Below are 22,697 nucleotides of genomic sequence, written 5' to 3'. Positions count from 1 at the left end.
ATAGAAAAACGATTCTCAATGCGTTATATTGCTGTGAATTCATTTGGTTCGTATTTTCGCGCAAGCGATCAGAGCAAGAGACCTGGAAAACAGCATGTCAGCCCACATGAAGCTCGCCGCTTTTCTGCTTCCCACCGGACATCATGCTGCCGCATGGCGTCATCCTGGCTCGGCGCCTGATGCAGGGAGCAATTTCCAGCGCCAGCTGGATCAGGCAAAGCTGGCTGAACGAGGCCTTTTTGATGCTGTTTTCATTGCTGATTTCACCAGCTCCATTGATGAAGCGACAATGGACGGCTTCAAGCGCATGACCTATGGCGCGTCCTTCGAACCCATAACGCTCCTGTCCGCGCTTGCCGCCACGACATCCAGAATAGGCCTCATTGGCACAGTCAGCACGACCTATTCCATTCCCTACCATCTGGCGCGTCAGTTCCTGTCGCTGGATCAGATCAGTAACGGGCGCGTGGGTTGGAACCTTGTCACGACGGCGAATACGCGTGAGTCGGTCCATTACGGCAAGACGAGCCATGTTCCACATGCTGACCGCTATCGGCAGGCTCGTGAATTTGCGCACATTGTCCAAAATTTCTGGGACAGCTGGGAGGATGACGCATTTCTGCGCGACACAGACAGCGGCAAATTTTTCAGCCCCGAAAAGCGTCGTCCGTTTCATTTTGAAGGCGAATTCCTTTCAGCTTCCGGCCAGCTGGACATTCCACGCTCTGTGCAGGGGCGTCCTGTTCTTGTGCAGGCAGGGTCTTCGGAGCCGGGTCGTGCTCTGGCAGCCGAAACAGCCGAAATGGTCTTCACGGCGCAGCAAACTCTTGAAGAAGCAAAAGCATTCCGGTTTGATCTACACAGGCGCATGCGTGAAATCGGGCGCAATCCTGAATCACTCAAAGTAATGCCCGGCGTATATCCTCTGGTCGGCCGCACGCAGACGGAAGCAGAAGACCTGAAAGCGGAGCTGGACGCCCTCACCCATCCGGACGTGGGGCTGTTCCTGCTAGGCGGCATGACAGGGACAGATCTACGCGGCCTGCCTCTGGACGGTCCCCTGCCCGAAGTACCGGAGAATTTTAACGGAAACCGCAGCCGCCAGTCTCTCCTCGTGGAAATGGCAAAGCGCCGCAACATGTCGCTGCGGGATCTCTATCTTGAGGTCAGTGGTGCACGCGGTCACTGGTCCATCTATGGCGGCCCCAAACAGATTGCAGATCAGCTGGAGGAGTGGTTCGTGGAAGGTGCGGCTGATGGCTTCAACATCATGCCCCCAATCCTCCCTCAAAGCCTTGAGACGTTTGTCGACCTTGTGGTTCCCGAACTTCAGAAGCGTGGCCTTTTTCGAAAGTCTTATGAAGGGCATACGTTGCGCGAGCATCTGGGGCTACGACGCCCTGCCTCCGGCGAAGCTCCATGAAGCGAGCCGTTTTTCTTCTCGTAGCCGCGGGGCTCAGTCTTGCGAGTCAGGCAAGGGCCGAGAGCCCAGTGCCTGCGCGTGACACATTGAGCATTGGGGTCTCAATCGAGCCACCCGGGCTCGATCCTTCCCGCAGCCCCAGTGAGTCCATCGGCACGATCACATATAACAATATTTATGAAGGCCTTACCCGTCTGGATCGCTCAGGTAACGTCGCACCTCTGCTGGCGCGGGCATGGACGCTTTCGGATGATGGGCGCCTCTATCATTTTACACTGCAGGAAAACGTCCATTTCCATGATGGAACACCCCTGACCTGCGATGCCGTCCGCTTTTCCCTTCTCCGGGCGAAAGCCGCAGACAGTACCAATCCCGATCGGAGCGTCTTTACCAACATCACGGATGTATCGTGCCCTGATGATGGTCATGCAGATGTCCGCCTTCGCGACGCCCATGGAAGTTTTCTCTATGAGCTAGCCTGGAATGATGCGTCCATATTCTCCCCGGGATCTTCAGGAAATAATATCCATCACCCGGTTGGAACGGGGCCGTTTCTTTTTCAGGAATGGCAGCGGGGCGACCATGTATTATTGGCACGCAACCCCAACTACTGGGGTAAGCCACCAGTTTTAAAAAGCGTGACCTTCCGGTTTATGCCTGATCCTCTGGCAGCCAGTAACGCACTTCTGGCCGGTGAACTTGATGCCTATCCCTCATTCCCCGAACGCGAAATTCTCGGACGCTTTGCTGATGCGCCAGAGTTGAGGGTCATAAGAGGAAGCTTTCCATTCAAGGCAATCCTTGCTCTCAATAATGGCAGGCGCCCTTTCAATGATGTTCGCGTTCGGCAGGCAATTGCGTATGCCATTGATCGCAAAGCACTCCTGCAAGCAGTGTCTGATGGAGATGGCACCGTTCTGCAATCACACATGGCGCCCAACGATCCGGATTATGCGCCGCTTCCGGATCGTTATCCATACAATCCAGAACGAGCCCGTGAATTACTGAAAAGCGCCGGGGTCCAACCCGGCACACAGGTTAGGCTTTCATTTCCACCAATCGGATACGCGCGCGATACAAGCGAACTGATAGCTGCATACCTTGAACAGGTCGGAATTATCGTGACGCTTCAGCCACTGGAATGGCCAGCCTGGCTGAGCCGTGTTTTTGGGCAAGGTGCTTTCGACATGACCGTCATCGCCCATACAGAGCCACACGATATCGGAATTTACGATCGAGACACGATCTACTTCCATTATCATAACCCGGCATTTCATGACCTTTTCCAACGTTATGAAGCCAGCAGCGCCCCTGCAACTCGCCATGCACTATCCGTTTCCATGCAGTCACAGCTGGCACAGGATGAGCCGAACGTTTTTCTTTATTCCGTACCCCGCGACACTGTCATGAACCGGCACATACGTGGGCTATGGACAGATCAGCAAATTGCGGCCTGCCCACTTGCAGATGTTTATTGGGCTCCATAATGATTTTCGTCATTCTACGCACCGTCATTGAGCGTTTTTTAGTGCTTGTGGCTGCAAGCATTCTCATCTTCGTGCTCCTAAATCTTTTGCCCGGCGATCCTGCTACGGTTATGCTCGGGCTAGATGCACAGCCTGAAAGCATCGCAGCCCTCCATCGACAACTCGGGCTCGATAGCTCCCTGACCACACGCTATCTGCGTTGGATCGGTGGGCTATGCACGGGACATGCAGGCAGCAGCTATATTTATGATGTTCCGGTTTGGCAGCTCATCAGGGAACGCTTTCAAAGCACTCTTCCACTCATTGCTTTCGCAACGGGATTATCGCTCGCGATCGGACTGCCCGTGGGTGCAATGGCGGCGACCAATCGTGGGAGCATTCTCGATCTTACGGTGATGAGCACACTGCAGACCCTAAAATCCATACCGGATTTCTGGCTGGCCATGATGATGACTCTTCTGTTTTCCCTGACGCTACACTGGTTCCCGGCAAGCGGATTTCCCGGTTGGAAAAATGGTATTCCTAATGGATTGAGGGCACTTTTCCTTCCGGCCGTGGCACTGGCAATTCCACAGGCTGCCATCACAGCGCGTTTCATGCGTTCATCTCTGATCGATACGCTTTCACAGGACTATATCCGCACGGCAAGGGCGCAGGGCTATGGCAAAACGGCCGTCCTGTGGCGCGTGGCGATGCCCAATGCATTCATCCCGATCCTGACGCTAATCGGGATACAGATCCCAGTTCTCGTGACGGGCGCCATTATCGTTGAGAGTGTTTTCAATATTCCTGGCTGTGGCCAGCTGCTGCTCGAAGCAGTCAATCAGCGGGATATCCCGATCGTACAAAATCTGGTCATGCTGATCGTAGCAGGCGTGTTGCTGATGAACCTGATCCTGACAGCCATCGTAGGTTGGCTTGACCCTCGCCTGGCGGAGACTGGGGCGTGAGCCGTTTTCACCACAGTTATTCCCTGATCACAGGCATTGTGCTGTTAGCCTTCTGCCTGCTTCCCGCGACACTTACCGAAATGCTGCATGGCGGCCACGCCCCTGCCATAGACATTGCTCATCGCTATGCCGGCCCTTCGCTGGATCATCTGCTGGGGACCGATCCCTTTGGCCGTGATCTCGCGAACTACGTCTTTACGGGAGCTTTCAACAGCGTGATGCTCGCGTTGATGGCCGTGGCACTTTCTACAGTCGGCGGCTCGCTGCTGGGCCTTCTCGCAGCAACCAGAAACGCTACCGGCAGCCTCATCATGCGTGTTGCTGATCTGGGGCTGGCCTTCCCTCCAATCCTCATTGCGGCCCTGCTTGTGACGGCACTCGGTGCCTCTGCAACCGGAGAAATCCTTGCCATTGCGCTTTTCGGTATTCCGGGCCAGATCCGCATCACACGTCAGGCAGCGCAATCTGTTCTGATTCTTGATTTCATCGCAGCTGCCAGAATGTCAGGACAGCGCACTCCCTCGATCATAATGCGACACGTTCTTCCCAATATTGCGCCTATTCTGATTGTGCATGGCTCAACTTCCGTGGCGCTCGCACTTCTTTCCGAAGCGGGCCTCTCCTATCTTGGCCTTGGAGCCCCACCGCCCCGCCCTGACCTAGGCCGTGCACTGGCGTCCTATCAGATCCACATCTTCGATCACCCCTTTCTTGTGGCGGTTCCCGGAGTGATCATCATGTTGCTCGTCCTTGGCTTCAACCTTCTGGGCGATGGGTTACGTGATCTTCTTGAACGCCCGCTCACCAGAGCGAAGGTCGCACAATAATGAGCGTAGTTCTTGAAGTCCGGGATCTGGCTGTTCAGGCAGGTAACATCGATATCCTTCACCCTATGTCGTTTATTGTCGAAGCTGGTCAGACAATAGCCGTCACAGGAGAGTCCGGCTCTGGAAAATCCACTCTGGCCAGAGCCATCATGGGTCTTTTGCCCGAGGAATTTTCACTCACGGGCGAGATTATTTTCGAAAATCAGAATCTGAAATCTTTGCCGGAAAACACCATGCGTCACCTCCGGGGAAACCGAATTGCGATGGTTTTTCAGGAGCCCATGACGGCCCTCAACCCCATCCGACGTATCGGCAATCAGATTGCCGATACGCTACGACTTCATGGACAGACCTCAGGGCACGACATCAAGGCCAGAACACAGACTCTTCTGGACCGGGTGGGCCTTACCAAAGCAGGAGTGTCACAAAAAGCCTACCCGCATATGTTGTCTGGCGGGCAGCGTCAGAGAGTTCTGCTGGCCATGGCGATCGCATGCAGACCGAGCCTGCTGGTTGCAGACGAGTTCACCACAGCATTGGACGCACGGACGCAGGCCGAAATCATGGTACTTGTGGAGGAGCTCGCGCGCGAAAACAATATGGCTGTTCTGCTGATTTCTCACGACCTCGGACTTATCCGCCATTACGCAAAAAATACTGTGATCATGCGTAATGGAAGGATTGTGGAAAGTGGTGACACTGAGCAGATTTTTACGGCTCCATCCCACCCGTATACGCAGGCATTGCTTTCCGTGTCACTTCATGGGACGCGGCATGAACCGCTACGCCCCATCCCTGTTCCAGCCGCCATTTATCAGGAGGCTGAGGCATGAGTAGCTTCTTTGAAGCCCAAGGCCTGAATTACAGCGTCCGCTCGCAAAGCCGTTCGTTTTTTCAACCACGACCAGCCCGGCCAATCCTTCAAAATATCAATCTGCATCTGGCCGAACGAGAGACTCTCGGAATCATTGGTTCATCCGGAAGCGGAAAATCGACGCTGGCCCGCATTCTCAGCGGATTACTGCAGCCCGATAACGGACATGTTTCTTTGCGTGGAGAGGATTTTACGAACGCTACGAGCGATGTTCGCCAAAAGCTTCGCCCTGAAATCCAGATGATTTTTCAGGATCCACAGGGGGCGCTTGACCCCCGCCAAACCGTACGCGAGATCGTCGGGGAGCCGCTCTTGCCTCTTTCCCTTACACAGGAGGAACGTGAGCAACGGATCGTTAATGTTCTGCGGGATGTCGCACTCCCATCCAATAGTCTCAACCGCTATCCCCGTGCATTTTCAGGAGGGCAGCGTCAGCGCATCGCCATTGCACGCGCCCTGATTACAAAACCTTCAGTTATCATTGCGGATGAAGCCGTGTCCGCGCTTGATGTCTCCACTCAGGCCATCATCCTGAACCTTCTGCTTGATCTTCAGGAGCGTTATGGCCTGTCCTATATTTTCGTGAGCCATGATCTGGCTGTGATCCGGCATATTTCACATAGAACTGCCGTTCTGGATGCCGGTCATATTGTGGAAACCGGTCCGACAGCAGATATTTTTTCAAACCCCCAGCACGACACCACGCGCTCCCTTCTGGCCGCTAATTTCTGAGTACCACCACATGACACGACAGAACCTCATTACCGATATTCCCGGCATTAGGGTCGGACATGTGCAGGACCAGAAACAACGCACAGGTGTGACGGTACTTCTTTTTGATAAGCCCGTCGTCGCATCAGGAAGTTTTCTCGGGGGCGCACCCGCTTTGCGTGAAAGCGCGCTGCTGGAACCCGAAATGGTTGTTGAAGGCATTGATGCCATCGTGCTTTCCGGCGGTTCGACTTATGGGCTGGACGCAACATCAGGTGTTCAGGCGCGGCTGCGCGAAGTATATTCCGCTCTTCCGGTCGCGGATGGAAAAATCCGTGTACCAATCGTCGTTCAGGCGAGCCTTTTCGATCTGGCCAATGGTGGCAACAAGGATTGGGGCCGCTACTCCCCCTATGCCGAAATGGGCTATCGCGCCGCCATGGTTGCAGAAACCGGCCCATTCTCTCTCGGAACCGTAGGAGCCGGGACAGGCGCCACAACTGCGACACTGCGAGGAGGGTTGGGCTCTGCAAGTGCCATAACACCAGCAGGTCACACTGTGTCGGCCATCATGGCCGTCAACGCTGTAGGTACTGCAACGATTGGGGACGGACCGCATTTTTGGGCAGCACCATTCGAACAGGACCATGAGTTCGGCGGACTGGGTATGCCGGCACATCTGACAGCCCAAGACCTGAAACTCAGAACCAAGCCGGACTACGTCGCCGGGACATCAATTGGCGTCATTGCGACAGACGCAACACTGAGCAAATCCCAAACCAAGCGCATGGCCATTCTCGCTCAGGACGGTGTGGCGCGCGGTGTCTATCCCGCACATCTTCCCGAAGATGGAGATGCCATTTTTGGCGTTTCCACCCAAAGCTCCCCTGCCCCTGCCACGCCAGAAGAATGGCGTGAAATCCTGCACGCAGCCACGCAGGTCACGGCCAGAGCGATTGCGCGCGCTGTTTACGAAGCTGCTGCCTTACCCGGAACGCACGCGTTCCCGACATGGCAAGAACGGTTTGGGCAAAGAAAAGAGAATTCAGAGCTACCATGACGAACACTCTTGAAAATTCGGTTGCCTTCTGGCGCATTCCGGGACGCAAGCTTGCCCTGTCCTCAATCGACAAGGGATCCTCAACAGCGATATTTTTCCTTCATGGTCTGGGAGGAAACAGACAGCAATGGCGTTTGCAGTGGAATTATTTCACTCAAAAAGACGTCAACCTTGTAGCATGGGACTGCCTCGCACATGGGGACAGTGCACGATCACAGCATCAGAAAGCTTTTGACAGCGAGTGCTCCGTAAAGGATCTAGCCGCAGTTCTGGACGCATTCCCCGCCCGCAAAAAGCTGATAGTCGCTCATTCTTTCGGATGCAGGCTGGTTCTGGAATGGCTGGCAAACCTGCATGAAACTGGCCAGCCTCTGCCAATAAATGGGCTTATACTGCTGGGTCCAGCATCTCTCGCACCATCGCTCAAAGGTCCGCTTTTCGGGAGCTGGCTGGATCGCCTTCCGTTATGGGTCGTGTCTTTGGGAAAGCCGTGGCTACAAAAGCGCTTTGAAAAGCTTGCATGGCATCCGGGAACGAGCTCTGAACTTCTTCGCAGGGAACGTCGCGCAACACGCCGGAACAGTCTTTTCATGATTGGCGCCGTCAGAAATGGTGCAAGGCCGATCAATCACGAAAGCCTCCGCCACATTTCCATTCCCACCCACATTGTAGCCGGAGAACAGGACGGAATTGTCCCTGTTGCGGAAATCCAAAAACTGCACGCCCTGCTGCCTGCAAGCACGCTGAATGTCCTGTCTAATTGCGGACATCAGATCATGCTTGAAAGGCCATTAGACGTGAATGACATCATAGAGCGTGAACTTCGGAGAATTTCTGATTCTGAAGGAAATGCCACATGACTCATGACACGCTTGGCAACGACATCTCAGCCACCGATACGCGCACCGTGGATGGCATCAATGCATTTGTCAGCGGTTATCTTGGCTACGAGTTAAAACTCGCAGGCATTCTGGAAACGGCAGACCAGACGCCTGACTGTCTGGCGAATGTGTATGCCGGGCTGCTGTGGATGCTGTCTGAAACGGGCGACGTTCCGATCCAGGCCCGAGACTACCTGGAGCGTGCATCCAAAAACTTGCAGCACGCCTTGCCCCGCGAAAAGCTTCTCTTTGGGCTCCTTAATGCATGGGTCAATAATCAACCGGCAAAAATCATAGAACACACTGACCATATTCTTTCCCAATGGCCACGGGATCTCGTGACACTCAAGATCCGACATTATCACGACTTTATCCATGGTCGCTTCGAAGACATGCTCACAACCGCACAGCGCTGCGCACCTGCCGCGGGAGACGTTGCTGCCCTTCATGGAATGCTGGCATTTTCATATGAGCAATGCCATGACCTCAAAGCCGCAGAAACTGCAGCACGTCACGCACTGAAACTCGACCCCAGCGAGCCTTGGTCACAGCATGCATTGGCCCATGTTCTACTGACTGAGAACCGGATCGATGAGGGCATCCGCTTTCTGGAGGCCAATTCAGGAGGCTGGGGACATTTAACGTCTTTTATGTACACCCATCTCTGGTGGCATCTCGCGCTGTTTTATCTCGCACAGGGCCGGAAAAAAGACGCTCTGCGCGTTTATGATGAGCACTGCTGGGCGCGGGAACGCAGTTTTTCGCAAGACCAGGTGGGAGCGGTTTCTCTTCTGGTTCGCCTGGAACTCGCAGGGGTCGAAGTTGACGAGCGCTGGGCACAACTGGCGGATTGGCTTGCTGCCAGACAAAACGACGTCAGCCAACCATTTCTGACGCTTCAGTATTTATATGGGCTCTTACGTGCCAGACGGCCGGAAGGAAAATTACTGCTGGAAAAAATCGAACAGTTACCTTCTGACAAGGCTGCATGGGACCTCGTAGGAAAACCACTATCCCGTGGTATCGCCGCTTATCTAGAGCAAGAAAACGCAAAAGCGTCCTCCCTTTTTGACAGCGCCATGCCCCATCTTCAGGATATTGGTGGCAGCCACGCACAACGAGATCTGTTTCTAAAAATACGTGACAATTTGAGAAAGCAGGGCTTCTCGAAGCCTCAGAGAGCGTATGTGGGGGCTACAGGCTCGCCAGAGCTCCCGGGGACATAACAGGACTGTCCGTTCTGGATACTATTGGCCGCTCAGCCGAGCACGCCGCTGTTCAACATCAAAAAAACCCGGCTGCTTCAGCTTCCACCACTCCCAATCAACACAGGAGGAATGGAATCGCAGGAACTACGCCAAAACCAGAGGGTTGTTTGAACCCTAAAGACTTTTTCCCATCCTGATCAACGGAACTGAAACGCCAGCAACATCTGCTGGACAGGCCTCCATAGCCTTATACCCACACGCTTCGTACAGAGCCTGTCCACTGAGAGTACTCATCAACTCGACCCGCTTGAAACCGTCAGTCAAGGCTGCCTCTTCGCACAGACCAAGGACCCGACGCCCTATCCCACGTCGCACATGATCAGGGTGCGTATACATTGCACGGATACGAGCCGGATCGCACTTTGGATTCAGTAGAGCCGGGTCCCGGAGTTCGGAACTGTGGTCACCACCATATAGTGTAGCTCGTCGGCTCCAGCCACCACAGCCGACAATCCGACCTTGTTCTTCTAAAATCAGGTATGTCCGATCTCGGACAAGTTGCGAATCAAGCCCCATGACCTGCCGGCTCGCAACAACCTGTGCGGTCGATAAAAAATTGTCCTGCAATGTATTGATGGCAAGAGTGATCAGGGCCTGCAACGCCTCAAGATCGTCTTCAGTCGCCCAACGCGAAATATAGTTATTCGTCATATTTTGAGCCCCAATGCAAATGGATGTTCCCATATGGCGGGAACATCCACCGCAGGCAATGACCATAAAAAAAGCCCTGCAAAAATGTCAGGGCTTTTTTACTCCGGAATTAATCAGGGATCATCCGTTCCCGCAGGAAGCTGCTGAACACGGGTTACTTTTCCTGTGCTGTCATAATAAATCACAGCATTACCACGACGCTCAGCATAACCGTCCGGCAAACCGTTTGGTGTTCGGAAAAGCAGGCGAAATGCATCCGGCTGCTCAATGACCTTATCTCCGGGAGGATGGTAAAACCGGCTGAAATCTGCATGGCTTTTGGGCAACGACGAATTGCGTGCAAGTTCATGCATATCTGGCTTTTTAGGGCCATCACCTGCATCCTGCGCAAATGCCGTTCCCGTCAATGCGGTCATGACCAGTGTGGAAACGACAATCCTGCGCATGATAACTCCGTTAGTTCTTTGCTACGGCGATCTTAGGCGAAAGAGTCTTCTGGCTCCACCCTCCTCCGAGCGCGCGATACAATGTCACAAGATTCTGGAAACGAGCAGCACGAATGGTAATGGCATTCTGCTGGGCCTGATAAAGTGTGCGCTGCTGGGTCAATGTCGTGAGGTAACTATCAATACCAGTGCGATATCGCATTGTGGCGAGATCGAATGCCTTCTGAGATTGCTCCACCAACGCCGCCATATGCCTGTCCTGTTGCGTGTAGGTTTCACGCGCGGTTAGAGCATCCGAAACCTCTCGAAACGCCGTCTGCACTGTTTTTTCATACTGTGCGGCATATTGCAGCTTTTGCCCCTTGGCCATTCGCAGGTTGCCCTGACTCTGGCCCCAAGTGAAAATAGGCAGACTAATGGAAGGCGAGATAGTCCACGTCTCTGCCCCAGGGGTAAACAATTTACGGAACTGAAGGGAGCTGGTCCCTTCCGATGCCGTGAGAGTAACCTTGGGGAAGAAGGCCGCACGGGCGGCACCCACATTTGCATTCGCACCAATCAGCGTATGCTCGGCTGCAAGAATATCAGGTCTCTGCTGAAGCAGGTCAGACGGTAAACCTTCAGGCAGATCGCTGATCATTGTCTGCGCACCGAACGGCGCAGGTTGCGGCAGATCTGCGGGCAAAGGCACCCCGACGAGCAGTTGCAGAGCATGTTCGTCATCAGCCACAGCGCGAGTGTATTGCGCCTCATATGCCGATGCCTGCTCTACCTGCGTTTTCACCTGCGCCAGTGTCAGGGCTTCGGTTTCGCCGTTGTCATAGGACAATTGCGTCAGACGCAGCGTGTCTCGCTCAGATTTCAGCGTATCGCGCGTCACGCGAAGCTGCTCACGATCAGCAAGCCACTGAATGTATGTCCCACCAATCTGAGACACCATCGTGATCAGCACATTACGGGCATTTTCCACACTGTTCAGAGTGGTTTCTGCCTGCTGGCGCGTCAGGTTGCGAATACGTCCCCACAAATCCACTTCGTAGGACGAGAACCCTATGGATGTCTGGTAAAGACGCAGGGTGGACACCGTTGTGCCCAATCCCGGTGCGAACGAGAAACCGGCCGTATCCGACGGTGCCAGAAACATGCCCTGACCACCTGCAGAGATGATCGGGAACAACGAGGCATTCTGGATTTCATACTGCCCTCGCGCAACGGTCACGGCGGCAGCCTGCGCTGCGAGGTCCCTGTTATTTTTCAGCGCCAGCCTGACCAGCGCCTTCAGTCGAGGGTCTGTATAGAAATCCTCCCATCCCAGATTAGCGACCTTCGCAGCAACCGGGGCATTTTTGGCCCCTGTATTCTCAGGGTAGCTGTTCTGCACCGACTGGGTCGGCCGGTGATAGGTCGGTGCCAGATTACAGGCCGAAAGCATGAGGAGCGCGGCGAGTCCAATACGGGTCTTCATGCGCCGTGTCCTCCCTCGATTGCAGGTTGATGAGTATTGTGGCCTGCCTGATCTGCATTGCCACGATCCTTGATGCGGCTCACTCGGAACAGTCGCAGCACCACCACGAAGAATACTGGTACGAAATAGACCGCCAGCAATGTTGCAGACAGCATGCCACCCACCACGCAAGTGCCAATCGCAACACGCGCGGCGGAACCAGCACCCGTAGCAATCGCCAGCGGGAATACACCACATACAAACGCAATGGATGTCATGAGGATCGGGCGTAGTCTCTCTCGACCAGCCTTGAGAACCGACTCTTCCAGGCTATCACCAGCTTCAAAGAATGCTTTTGCAAACTCCACAATCAGAATTGCATTTTTTACAGAAAGACCAACTGTCGTGAGCAGGCCAACCTGGAAATAAACGTCATTTGACAGCCCGCGACCCAATGTCGCTGCAATTGCGCCCAGCACACCAAGTGGCAGCACCATGAGGACTGAGAACGGAATAGCCCAACTCTCATACAATGCCGCAAGACAAAGCAAAATCACGACTGCAGCCAAGGCATACAGCGGCCCGGTTGAACCGCTTGAAGCCAGCTGTTCGTAAGACAGGCCCGTCCATTCATAGCCAATGCCTGGCGGCATCTTGGCAAGAATTTTCTCCATTTCTGCCATCGCCTGCCCCGAACTGACGCCAACTGCAGGCTGTCCCTGAATTTCGAAGGAATTCAGGCCGTTATAATCCTCGACTTTCTGTGGACCGGAAATCCATGTGCCTGATGCAAACGCATTGAATGGCACCATTGTCCCGGTTGCATTGCGCAAATACCAGCGGTTTATGTCCTCTGGCGTCATACGAGAGAACGGCTCACCCTGAATATATACCTGCTTCACACGGTCATCACGCATGAACTGGTTGACGTAGATCGAGCCAAAGGCACCCTCAAGGGTCGTATTAATATCAGCGTTGGTAACACCAAGCGCATTGGCTTTTTCGCGGTCAATATTAAGATGGAACTGCGGAGCATCCTCCATCCCCAATGGCCTGACAGCCATCAGAAGATGGCTCTTGGCAGCCTCGGCCAAAAGCTGGTTACGGGCAGCGAGAAGGGCCTGATGACCAAGATGGCCATTATCTTCGAGCTCAAGATCGAAACCCGTAGCGTTACCAAGCTCCATCACCGCAGGCGGATTGACCGCGAAAATCTGAGCTTCTGGATCAGTCCAGAAATGCATCATGATCTTATTGGCAATCGCCATCGTCGTATGGGCGTAACCCGGACGCTGATCCCATGGCTTGAGGCGGATAAAGAATGCGCCCGCGCTCTGTCCCTGCCCGGCGAAACTGAAACCGTTCATGGTAAAGACCGACTGAACGTCATTCCCGTAATTTTTCAGAACGTAATCTGTGACCTTGCGATTCACAGCGCCCGTCTGCGCATCGGTAGCCCCCGAACGCATCGTTATCTGCCCAAAGATAATGCCCTGATCTTCGTCAGGCAGGAAGCCGCCCGGAACACTCATGAACAGATATACCGCCCCACCCGTAAGGATCAGAAACAGCATCATGCTAACGATACGCAGCTTGATCAGGCGCTTTACACCACCAAGATAGCCATTCGTCAGGCGATCAAAGCTACGGTTGAACCAGGCGATCGGACCCGTCGTATGACCTTTGTGAGACGGCTTCAGCATGGAACCACAAAGCGCAGGCGTCATCACCATCGCTACAACCACAGACAGCCACATTGCCGATACGATCGTGATGGAAAACTGGCGATAGATCACGCCTGTTGAGCCACCAAACGCAGCCATCGGCAGGAACACTGCAGTCAGGACCAGCACGATACCGATAAGGGCACCTGAAATTTCATCCATCGAGACCCTAGCGGCCTCTTTAGGAGAAAGGCCCTTCTCGGTCATCACACGCTCGACGTTTTCGACAACGACGATAGCGTCATCGACCAACAAACCCACTGCCAACACCATCGCAAGCATCGTCAGCGTGTTGAGGCCGTACCCCAAAACCGAAAGAACACCGAATGTTCCAAGGAGAACAACGGGAACCGCAATCGTCGGAATCAACGTAGCGCGGAAGTTCTGTAAGAACACCAACATCACGATGAAAACCAGAACAATGGCTTCCAGCAGCGTTTCAATGACCTCCTTGATGGAGAGCGTAATGAACGGCTCTGTATCAAGAGGGTAAACCAGCTTCAACCCAGGCGGGAAATAGCGTTGCAACTCAGCCATGCGGGCACGGATTGCCGTCTCGGTCGTGAGCTGATTGGCACCAGGAGCAAGCTTGACGGCCATTGCCGCAGCCGGGTTGTTATTAAATCGAGACGTGATGTTATAATTCTGCGCTCCGAGTTCAACACGGGCGACATCCTGAAGACGTACCTGACTGCCGTCCTGCTGAACTTTCAGAAGGATTTTCTTGAATTCCTCAGGAGAGCTCAGACGCGTCGGGCCAATGATCGTCGCATCGAACGCGATATCGCTCTTGGCAGGCAAGCCACCCAATTCACCTGACGAAATCTGGGCGTTCTGCGCCTGAATAGCAGACTGAACATCCCCAACCGTCAGAGAGAAATTATAAAGCTTGGCCGGATCAAGCCAGATACGCATGGCGTATTCAGAGCCGAAAAGCGTATGATCACCCACGCCTGATACACGAGACAATGGATCTGAGATATTGGATGCAACGTAATCCGAAATATCCTGACCCGTCATGCTTCCGTCAGTGGAGATAAAGGCCAGAACCATCATGAAGTTCTTGACGGCCTTCGTAACACTCAGGCCCTGAGCCGTAACTTCCGTAGGCAGTTTTGGCTGAGCAAGCTGAAGCTTGTTTTGAACCTGAACCTGAGCAATGTCCGGATTTGTACCCTGAGCAAATGTCAGGTCAATTTCCATGTGGCCACTGCCGTAGGACTGGGCGGCCATATATTCCAGATGATCCAACCCGTACATCTGCTGCAGAATAGGCCGAACCACGGTATTATTCACCGTCTCTGCAGATGCACCCGGATAATCCACGGTGATCGCAATCATCGGTGGCGCAATACTCGGATACTGTGAGATCGGCATGCGCATGATGGAAACAGCGCCGACGAGCATGATGATCAGACCGACGACCCACGCAAAGATCGGGCGATCAATAAAGAAGCGCGATAATGACATGCTGGATTACTCCGCCTTTCCGGCAGACCCAGAGCTGCTCTCCTGAGGAGCGACCTTTACACCCGGGCGGATTTTCTGGAGGCCACTGACAACAATCCGGTCTCCTTCCTTGACACCATCTGTCACGAGCCAGGAATCCTTAATCGTACGACTGGTCTTGATGGTCCGCATCTGAACCTTGTTTTCCCCGTCCACAACCATGACGTACGGGCTACCTTTTGAATCACGTTGAACTGCGACCTGCGGCACGAGCAGCGCATTCGGGTCCAGACCTTCCCGAATGTGAGCATGTACAAACATACCTGACAGCAGCAGATGGTCAGGATTGGGGAAAACAGCCCGCATCACCAGCGTCCCGGTTGCGGGGTCGACGGTGACTTCCGAAAGCTCAAGCTTGCCCTTTGCAGGGAAGCTGGACTCATCTTCCAGCGTCAGGCCCACGGCCGCGGCATCGTCTCCCTGACGCTCAATCTGCCCACTGGCAAGCTCACGCTTCAGACGAAGCATGTCGGTCGCAGCGAGATTGACGTCCACATATACCGGATCAAGCCGCGTCACGACTGCGATAGGCTGGGTCTGCCCAGCTGTCAGCAATGTGCCCTGCGTATAGAGAGTACGGCCGATACGACCATCAATAGGCGCACGGACATGCGTGTAATTCAGGTTTACAGCGGCAGATTCCAAGTTCGCTTTGGCCTGTTCAACCTGAGCTTCAGCCTGTTTCGCAGTGGCCAGAGTGTTATCGTAATCCTGAGAACTGACGGCATGAGCAGCGGCTAGCGGCCGATAACGACGGAGCTGCCCTTCAGCGCGGGTCGCAGCAGCCTGCGCATTCAACAGTGAAGCGTGCGCCTGATCATATGCAGCCTGATACGGAGCGCTAAAAATCTGGAAAAGCTGTTGACCCGCCTTAACATCAGCACCCTGCTGAAAGTCACGCGAGACAATAACACCACTCACCTGCGGACGAATCTGCGCCTGCTCATAAGGTGACGTTCTACCCGGAAGGGAAGTCTCGAGCGTGACTGCCTGCTTATGTAATGTCAGAACTTCTACGCCCTGCGGCATTGGTGCGGAGGGAGCCTGCTTCTTTTGACAGCCTCCAACCAGCAGTGCCGGGGCAAGCACCACGGGCACCAGTGCGGATGTCAACCGAAACCGGGATTTTGTTCCAGAAAAGACCGGCTGTGCGGGTGTCTGAAACATTTTTTCAAAAGAAGGCATGGTCCCGCCGTTATCCTGTGATAAAGAAACCCTACAGTTTCCACATATGAGGAAACTAGCTGGTTTCCTCATATGTCGTCAATTCGGTCTTTCATAATGCCCCTGGAGTCCAGCTTGATCCGCCATGACGCAGACGTCACTTCCGTCAAAAAACGTTCCTGCTGCGGAAGACCGCCAGCATTGGACGACGAAGAAAGACGTCAGAGGATTCTGGAAGCCGCAAGCGAATCACTGAAATCCTATGGATATCACGCAGCGTCGATGGACAGCATCGCAAGTTGCTCCGGGATGTCTAAAAAGACCCTCTATCAGTTCTTTCCATCCAAGAACTCCCTTTTTGAAACACTGATCCTCGAAAGACTTTTCACACCTTTCGATTTTGTGACGAACCCTTCAGACAGCCTAGAACAACAACTCACTGACATGATGACGCGCATGGCTGACTGCCTGCTGGACGAAGAGCGTCTCAGCCTGATGCGCTCCATTGTCACGGAAACAACACGCAACCCTGCCATTCGCCAGCTTATGACTGATCTGTTCCATTTATCTGGACGTAAATTCAACGTCCAGAACTGGCTGATGGATCAGGAAAAAGCCGGACTGATAAAGGTCGGGAATCCAGAAGACGCCAGCGATCTTCTTTTTGGAATAACGCTTGGAGCGCCATTGCTGTCACAGTTGACGCATTGCCGCCCGCCACGTTCCAGAGAAGACCTTCTGACATTCATTCAGCAGGGTGTGAAAGTCTTTCTGGCCGGCTACAGGGTTCCCCAGAACATCTGATTTTACCCTCCCGCACCCTGTTTCGCTGTTTTCGTGTCAGCTCCTGTCAGAAGATTGAACATGGAACCCATGGCTCCCTGCGACATCGATTTGCCAAAACGCGCACGAAGACCGTCACCAGCCTGTCTGTTCCCCGCATGAGAAATATCTTCAGCCATATGAATGACAAGCTGCTGCTGCTCGTTCGTTAGGGAGATGACCGGTTTGTCCGTTGGGATTTGCTGGTCCAGAACACGCTGCAGAATTGAAACTGCCTCTGGCCATGCCTGCCGTGTCTCAGCAATCTGAGCCAGAAGCATCTGCGCACGTACGTCGGACAAACCCTCAAGGGTATGCACAGCTCTATCCAGATCATGCCCATGGAGTGAAGCCTTGGCATCCAGAATGGCAGCTTCGATCTGCACACTCGGCGTGCCTCCTGGCAGCGCACTTCCTGCAGCCGCTGAACTGCTGAGCAGCGGGGCAAGATCCTGATGAACCTGATCCGCCCCCCCTGTTGAAAGTTCAAGACTTGCCATTTTAATCCGCGTATCGGCCTGCTCGGAGTTTGGCAGCTGAGGCAATAGACTTCTGAAAACGTCTACGGCCTGGCCTGCTAAACCAAGTGCTTCGTACTGGGCAGCAAGAGACTTCAGCAGCTCATTTCTTTCCGACTGAGATGATACATGCTCCAGCGTATTCTTCAGAAACCCGATCCTCGCCCCTAAATCCCCACCAGTAGAATTTTTGCCAAGCAGAGTGGCTAATACAAGCTTGCGAGGCAGAATATCGGCATCGCATTTGGGATAAATCTGCCCCCACTCATCTATAAGAGACTGGGCCTTTTGAAGATTGCCCGCCGCAAGAACCGCATCCAGCTCCTCCAGGCGTACTTCTTTCTCCCGATCAGACAGACGTGCTGCCGGAATGAGGTTATCCAGCATTTCAGCCGCCTTATCAGGAGCAATTTTTCCAGCCTTCTGCTCTGAAAGAACGCGTTCCTCACGCGCACCAGACCAGACGTGAGAGTCAGGATCGTCTTCCAGCTTTGACAGTTGGGTACTGGCCGTAACATCATTCCGACGCGAAGCCGAAATCGCGCAAGCCAGATTTTCTTCTGGAATATTTGCACACCTGATCAACGCCCCAAGAGCAGCGGAAGAGCCATACCGGGAAACGAACTCCGCCGCAGCAGGCAATATCTGCTTTCTCAGGCTTGCTGGATAATGCTCTACAGCACTCAGCCCGGAGGCTAGAAGGGATGCCACCTTTTCACGTTCGTTTTTATTGAGACTTACATCATTCGACAGACTGGCTTGGAGTAGCTCCATCTCCCCCCGCCAGAACTGATCCTCGGGAGCATTCGCTGAAATTTCAGGCGGGCTTCCATTAACAAAATAATGGTTCAACAAAGCCGAGACCTGCTGAAGCCTCTTCACATCCAGCCTCGCGGCTCCCTCTGGCTGGTCACGAAGTGCCGCAGTAAGCGCTCCGTCCAGCCCAGCCCTGTCTCCCAGTGCTGCAGCAGCTTTTGCGGCACGCAGTCGTGCATCAAACCTTTTTGCCGGAGAGGAAAATGCAGCACTGGTCCAGGCTTGTCTGTAATTTTCCATAAGCGCGCTCAGAGGAGCTGATGCGAAAGAGACACCTGTTTCGTTGACCGGCGAAATGTCTCCGGCTCTGCTGGAAAGAAGAGGAGAAATATGCACTCCAGCGGCATCAAGAACAAACTGATCGCCCGATTTTCGTAACTCAACGTTATCGGAATCCGAGGCGACAACAACACCCACGACACTCGGTCGCAAAGCAAAACCTGGACCAACCTGGGCCAGACTACTCGCAATTCCACCTCCTCGAACCAAACCAAGCAATAGCTTCCGGCCCGAAGAAGGATCTGTAAATGTTACCGCTCGCGGGGAAGCATCCTGAGGAGGTAATGAAAAGTACAGTGCCCCCTTCGACTGCGCTACATGGATATTTGAAATTAGAGGAGGTGACGGCGCAAGAGAAATGCTCCACCCGGCCCCAGCAGGTAGGATGGCAGGATCAGTACCACCAGCAACGTGCAGCGTCACGACTGTTGTCGTTTCCATGACACGCACCGCAGTGACATTCAACGGTCCATTAGCAGGCAGAGTAGTCGTATCCAGGGGATGGCGGCCATCTGCCACGATAATAATCTGTCCCCCCGATCTAAACGCAGCAATCGGTGTCATTTCGCCCAATGGCAACCATAAACCTGTTGTATTTTCCGACAGGTCATCGCGATAAGCCTGAAGAGTCTTGGACATTTTCCCAATAGAAGGCTGCTCAATAGAGGGCGTCGTGTCAGGCTTTACTAATTGCGCAACACTATCGTCTTTCTTGAGCAAAGGGCTAGGATTTTCCAGAAAATGCCAGCCTGAAGGAAGCAATTTACCGTCAGAATTCGATACGGTACTTGATTCTATCGAATGCAGGGAAAGCAATACTGGCAATTTCTTCCTGTTCAATGAAATTACGGGAAGATTAATGATACGCTCAGCAGGTGCGATCTGGATTATAACTGTTTTCGGAAAATCAGGCGCTGCAGGCACATTCTGAGCGCGCGTGCTCGTGGGAAGAGCACCCGCCAGCACAACCCAGCATCCGAATGCACATCCACGAACAGTCTTACGCATTCTCAGTGACTTTCCTGCAGAACAGGTCGCCCGGTTTCACTGGCAAGAAGCTGCGTAGCAAGAATGGCTCTCTGAGGAGACATAAGAGCCATAATTGCGGAGGCCTTTCTCGGACTCATTTTCTTTAAAAGTGGAACGCCCACCCGAAGATCCAGAACATTGAAAATTGCCGCTGCGTCGGCAGGCCTCATAGCTTCATAAATCCGTACGAGACGATCAGTATCCTCATGTGAAAGTATCGCTGCATGGCGCTGGCCATCCGCCAGATGATCTTCCTTCTCCGAAAGAGCCACCATACGCCTTTGAAGCTCAGCCTCTGCAGCATCAATCAGACGTTGGCGCTCGCCCAAAGCTTCCGTCTGGCGATCCAGATCGGCCTTTCGTGCAGCCAAATCCTGCATCAATGCCGAACTCTGGGGATTTGCAGTTTGCTGGGGAGCAACATTTTGGCCCGCACCGACCATCGTCGCAGGAGATGTTTTTCCTTCACATCCTCCCTGAGCACAAAGATTGGCGGAAGCAGCAACTGATTTTTTTTCGGTAGCAAGAGGCGGAGGTGGCACAACAGTCGCAGCAGGCGGCCCCCCGGCGCTCGCAATCTGTTCCGTCGAAGATGACGGCGCCACGTCCGCAGCGATCGCATATATTTTTGTCGTCAGCAGAACGATCATTAATGCGCAGCTCAGGTAAACCAGTTTTAATAGCACTGCCGTTAACCTTGCTTCTGGCGAAGAGCGTGAAGCAATTCACGCTCTGCCGCGCTCTTGCCAACGGGTTTTTTCACCATTTTACCTTCAGGCACATTCCCGATTTTGTCAGCAGGAGATGCGGTCAAGCTTTCACGCACAGCGCCGTCTGAGAAACGTTTTCCTTCCGTCGGAGCGACTGTTCGGGAAACTGCAGGACGGTCCAATCTTCCCAAAAGAAGCTCAGCACGATCGCACATCTCCTTGAGTTCCGCTTTGAGTTCCTTGCCACTCTCAACCGTTCTTCCCAAAGTCCGCCCAACCCGTTCAGTTGTTTGGCGCAGATGATCAATACCGGATTGCGCCTGACTGCTACTGGCCTGCAGCGTAGAGATCAGCGTATTCAGTTCAGATCGGTCACGACGCAATACAGTCAGGGCACGGCCAAGATAAAGGCTGTAAAAAATCGTAATCAGAAGAAGGACTGATAGGGAAATTTCGACACCCAGCTGAAAACTATCCATAAATCTGCCCTCAGCTATAGGATGTCGTGCGGCTGTTTCCGCTCGCGGTTCTGCGTGTTGTTTCCTCGATACGCACCGCCACATGCCCATGTGCACGGCCAACTTTGGCTGTGAACATCGGTGTTCCACCGCAACGCAACTGAACACGCCCACCCGAATTCGGACGGAAAACAAGCTGGTCTCCCGGGGACAGGGAAATGATGTCCTGCAGGTTCATCGTCTGCTCTTCAAGAATAGCATCCAACGTAACTTCCGTTTGCCAGAGTTCACGCGCGAGATGGCTCTCCCAGATTTCATCATGACCAAATTTCTCGCCCATGAACTGCTGTAGAAGCGTCTCTCGAACAGGCTCAAGCGTGGCATGAGGAAGGATCAGATCCATGTCCCCTCCCCGTCCAGCCATATCAACAGAGAAACGCGCCATAACAACGCCATTTGCCGCCCGGGAAATGGCAGCAAAACGCGAACTGAGTTCCAAACGCTCGAACCGGAAATTCACGGCACATAATGGGCTGAAGCTTTCCGCAAGATTGTTCAACACAATCTCGATAAGCGGCTCGATCAGCGCTCGCTCAATAGTTGTGTGGCTCCTGCTGTCCTGGCGGACGCGAGGCGTCGCCACCGCGTTTGCCTGCAATCTGGTATGGCCACCCAAGAGTGCATCGACAACAGTGTAGATCAACGAGGAATTTAGAACGAGTAATCCGTAATTATCCCATTCTTCGGCCTTGAAAACCGCAAACATCGCGCGATCCGAAACACTTTCCAGATAATCACCGAATCTCTGCGAATTCAGACGGTCCATCGACAGATCAACATTGTCGCTGGTGAAGTTTCGCATACTTGTCGTCAAAATGCGTACGAGGCGATCAAAAACGACCTCGAGCATCGGAAGGCGCTCATAAGATACGTAAGGCGCACCGATAAGGCGCTCTAAGCCGCTTCCTGATTGAGACGCGTCCTCCGGGGAACCACCGAAAAGGCTGTCAATCTCTTCCTGATTCAGGATCCTGCCTGCTTCTCCACCGTCATCCGCGAATGACGGCATGGCCATAGATGCTGCGGGAAACTGGGTATCCGGAAAATCATCGTCATTCACTGGACCAGAAGCTCCACAAAGAAGAGATCCCGAACACGGATCGGTGCCACAATATTGGCAATCTGGGTTAGTAGAGCTTCACGGAGCCGATAGATTCCACTGCCAGAAAGTTCATCGGGGCGAGTTTCGTGGAGATAAGACTGGAACGCATTCTGGATCTCAGGCATCAGCGGAAGGACCTTTTCCGCGTCCCTGCCGTCTGCGAGTTGCAGCCGTGCACTCACACGAACGTAACGTGGGCGACCGTCTCCGGAATCAAGGTTAGACATAATTGTCGGGATGACGATGTTCATCGGCTGGATGATATCGGCCGCAGGCACTTTGGAGTGGGATGCTGATTGATGGAAATGATGCCACGCAAACGCTCCTCCTCCGCCCAGCAGAAGAACAGCAACAGCCGCCACAAGGATGAGAAGCTTTGGCTTTTTCGAGCTTTTCCCCTGTGGGATCAGCTCTGGTTCTTCCGTTGCCACGACGTTTCTTTCCCTTCCCTGGAACAGAAAGGATCATGGTCAAAAAAGGTTAA

Annotated in this window: 20 protein-coding genes; 10 read left to right on the top strand and 10 right to left on the bottom strand. The window is 53.7% G+C overall.

Annotation, left to right across the window (positions count from 1 at the left end):
- Positions 1 to 94: 94 nt before the first annotated feature.
- From GWA01_RS12150 to GWA01_RS12110, 9 genes are read left to right on the top strand one after another with little or no spacing between them, the layout of a single operon-like run.
- Positions 95 to 1,423, top strand: a complete 1,329-nt coding sequence (locus GWA01_RS12150) for an LLM class flavin-dependent oxidoreductase (protein ID WP_146798412.1) — start codon at positions 95 to 97, stop codon at positions 1,421 to 1,423.
- The gene (locus GWA01_RS12145) at positions 1,420 to 2,910 is read left to right on the top strand and encodes an ABC transporter substrate-binding protein (RefSeq protein WP_146798410.1); all 1,491 of its coding nucleotides are present in this window, start codon (positions 1,420 to 1,422) and stop codon (positions 2,908 to 2,910) included. The genes GWA01_RS12150 and GWA01_RS12145 overlap by 4 nt, the downstream gene beginning before the upstream one ends.
- On the top strand, positions 2,910 to 3,860 hold the full coding sequence (locus GWA01_RS12140) for an ABC transporter permease (RefSeq protein ID WP_186819568.1): 951 nt from the start codon (positions 2,910 to 2,912) through the stop codon (positions 3,858 to 3,860). Before GWA01_RS12145 ends, GWA01_RS12140 begins: the two co-directional genes overlap by 1 nt.
- Positions 3,857 to 4,687, top strand: a complete 831-nt coding sequence (locus GWA01_RS12135; protein WP_229316083.1) for an ABC transporter permease — start codon at positions 3,857 to 3,859, stop codon at positions 4,685 to 4,687. The genes GWA01_RS12140 and GWA01_RS12135 overlap by 4 nt, the downstream gene beginning before the upstream one ends.
- Positions 4,687 to 5,520 (top strand): ABC transporter ATP-binding protein, encoded by an 834-nt coding sequence (locus GWA01_RS12130; protein WP_146798407.1) that lies wholly within the window; start codon positions 4,687 to 4,689, stop codon positions 5,518 to 5,520. The genes GWA01_RS12135 and GWA01_RS12130 overlap by 1 nt, the downstream gene beginning before the upstream one ends.
- Complete coding sequence (locus GWA01_RS12125; protein ID WP_146798405.1) at positions 5,517 to 6,293, top strand: ABC transporter ATP-binding protein; 777 nt, start codon at positions 5,517 to 5,519, stop codon at positions 6,291 to 6,293. The genes GWA01_RS12130 and GWA01_RS12125 overlap by 4 nt, the downstream gene beginning before the upstream one ends.
- A gap of 10 nt (positions 6,294 to 6,303) precedes the next feature.
- Entirely contained in the window at positions 6,304 to 7,332 is a 1,029-nt protein-coding gene (locus GWA01_RS12120) for a P1 family peptidase (protein WP_146798403.1), read from the top strand.
- The gene (locus tag GWA01_RS12115) at positions 7,329 to 8,192 is read left to right on the top strand and encodes an alpha/beta fold hydrolase (RefSeq protein ID WP_146798401.1); all 864 of its coding nucleotides are present in this window, start codon (positions 7,329 to 7,331) and stop codon (positions 8,190 to 8,192) included. The genes GWA01_RS12120 and GWA01_RS12115 overlap by 4 nt, the downstream gene beginning before the upstream one ends.
- Entirely contained in the window at positions 8,189 to 9,439 is a 1,251-nt protein-coding gene (locus tag GWA01_RS12110) for a tetratricopeptide repeat protein (RefSeq protein WP_228118624.1), read from the top strand. Before GWA01_RS12115 ends, GWA01_RS12110 begins: the two co-directional genes overlap by 4 nt.
- Before the next feature lie 156 nt (positions 9,440 to 9,595).
- Here GWA01_RS12110 and GWA01_RS12105 read toward each other — a convergent pair whose 3' ends face one another.
- The 5 genes from GWA01_RS12105 to GWA01_RS12085 form a co-directional block, all read right to left on the bottom strand.
- The gene (locus GWA01_RS12105; RefSeq protein WP_146798399.1) at positions 9,596 to 10,132 is read right to left on the bottom strand and encodes a GNAT family N-acetyltransferase; all 537 of its coding nucleotides are present in this window, start codon (positions 10,130 to 10,132) and stop codon (positions 9,596 to 9,598) included.
- Positions 10,133 to 10,245: 113 nt separating this feature from the next.
- Positions 10,246 to 10,578 (bottom strand): hypothetical protein, encoded by a 333-nt coding sequence (locus tag GWA01_RS12100; RefSeq protein WP_146798396.1) that lies wholly within the window; start codon positions 10,576 to 10,578, stop codon positions 10,246 to 10,248.
- Between the two features lie 10 nt (positions 10,579 to 10,588).
- Positions 10,589 to 12,043: an efflux transporter outer membrane subunit gene (locus tag GWA01_RS12095; RefSeq protein ID WP_146798394.1), complete on the bottom strand. Its 1,455-nt coding sequence runs from the start codon at positions 12,041 to 12,043 to the stop codon at positions 10,589 to 10,591.
- Positions 12,040 to 15,216, bottom strand: a complete 3,177-nt coding sequence (locus tag GWA01_RS12090; protein ID WP_146798392.1) for an efflux RND transporter permease subunit — start codon at positions 15,214 to 15,216, stop codon at positions 12,040 to 12,042. The genes GWA01_RS12095 and GWA01_RS12090 overlap by 4 nt, the downstream gene beginning before the upstream one ends.
- 6 nt (positions 15,217 to 15,222) lie before the next feature.
- Positions 15,223 to 16,440, bottom strand: a complete 1,218-nt coding sequence (locus GWA01_RS12085; protein WP_146798390.1) for an efflux RND transporter periplasmic adaptor subunit — start codon at positions 16,438 to 16,440, stop codon at positions 15,223 to 15,225.
- Between the two features lie 114 nt (positions 16,441 to 16,554).
- Here GWA01_RS12085 and GWA01_RS12080 point away from each other — a divergent pair, with 114 nt between their 5' ends.
- Positions 16,555 to 17,223, top strand: coding sequence for a TetR/AcrR family transcriptional regulator (locus tag GWA01_RS12080; protein ID WP_228118625.1), 669 nt, complete (start codon positions 16,555 to 16,557; stop codon positions 17,221 to 17,223).
- 2 nt (positions 17,224 to 17,225) lie between these two features.
- On the opposite strand, the gene GWA01_RS12075 is transcribed toward GWA01_RS12080, so the two are convergent.
- Genes GWA01_RS12075 through GWA01_RS12055 form a run of 5 tightly spaced genes read right to left on the bottom strand, consistent with a single transcriptional unit; the run spans position 17,226 to position 22,644 of the window.
- On the bottom strand, positions 17,226 to 19,862 hold the full coding sequence (locus GWA01_RS12075; RefSeq protein WP_146798386.1) for a tetratricopeptide repeat protein: 2,637 nt from the start codon (positions 19,860 to 19,862) through the stop codon (positions 17,226 to 17,228).
- 2 nt (positions 19,863 to 19,864) lie between these two features.
- Positions 19,865 to 20,533 carry a MotE family protein gene (locus GWA01_RS12070; protein ID WP_228118626.1) on the bottom strand — a complete coding sequence of 223 codons (669 nt, stop codon included), beginning with the start codon at positions 20,531 to 20,533 and terminating at the stop codon, positions 19,865 to 19,867.
- A gap of 41 nt (positions 20,534 to 20,574) precedes the next feature.
- Positions 20,575 to 21,072, bottom strand: coding sequence for a DUF6468 domain-containing protein (locus GWA01_RS12065; RefSeq protein ID WP_146798382.1), 498 nt, complete (start codon positions 21,070 to 21,072; stop codon positions 20,575 to 20,577).
- Between the two features lie 10 nt (positions 21,073 to 21,082).
- Positions 21,083 to 22,171 (bottom strand): flagellar motor switch protein FliM, encoded by a 1,089-nt coding sequence (gene fliM, locus GWA01_RS12060; protein WP_229316085.1) that lies wholly within the window; start codon positions 22,169 to 22,171, stop codon positions 21,083 to 21,085.
- On the bottom strand, positions 22,168 to 22,644 hold the full coding sequence (locus tag GWA01_RS12055; RefSeq protein WP_146798380.1) for a flagellar basal body-associated FliL family protein: 477 nt from the start codon (positions 22,642 to 22,644) through the stop codon (positions 22,168 to 22,170). The genes fliM and GWA01_RS12055 overlap by 4 nt, the downstream gene beginning before the upstream one ends.
- Between the last annotated feature and the right edge of the window lie 53 nt (positions 22,645 to 22,697).

The sequence above is a fragment of the Gluconobacter wancherniae NBRC 103581 genome, from assembly GCF_007988885.1.
Classification (GTDB): domain Bacteria; phylum Pseudomonadota; class Alphaproteobacteria; order Acetobacterales; family Acetobacteraceae; genus Gluconobacter; species Gluconobacter wancherniae.
This window is presented reverse-complemented; position numbering and strand designations above follow the sequence as displayed.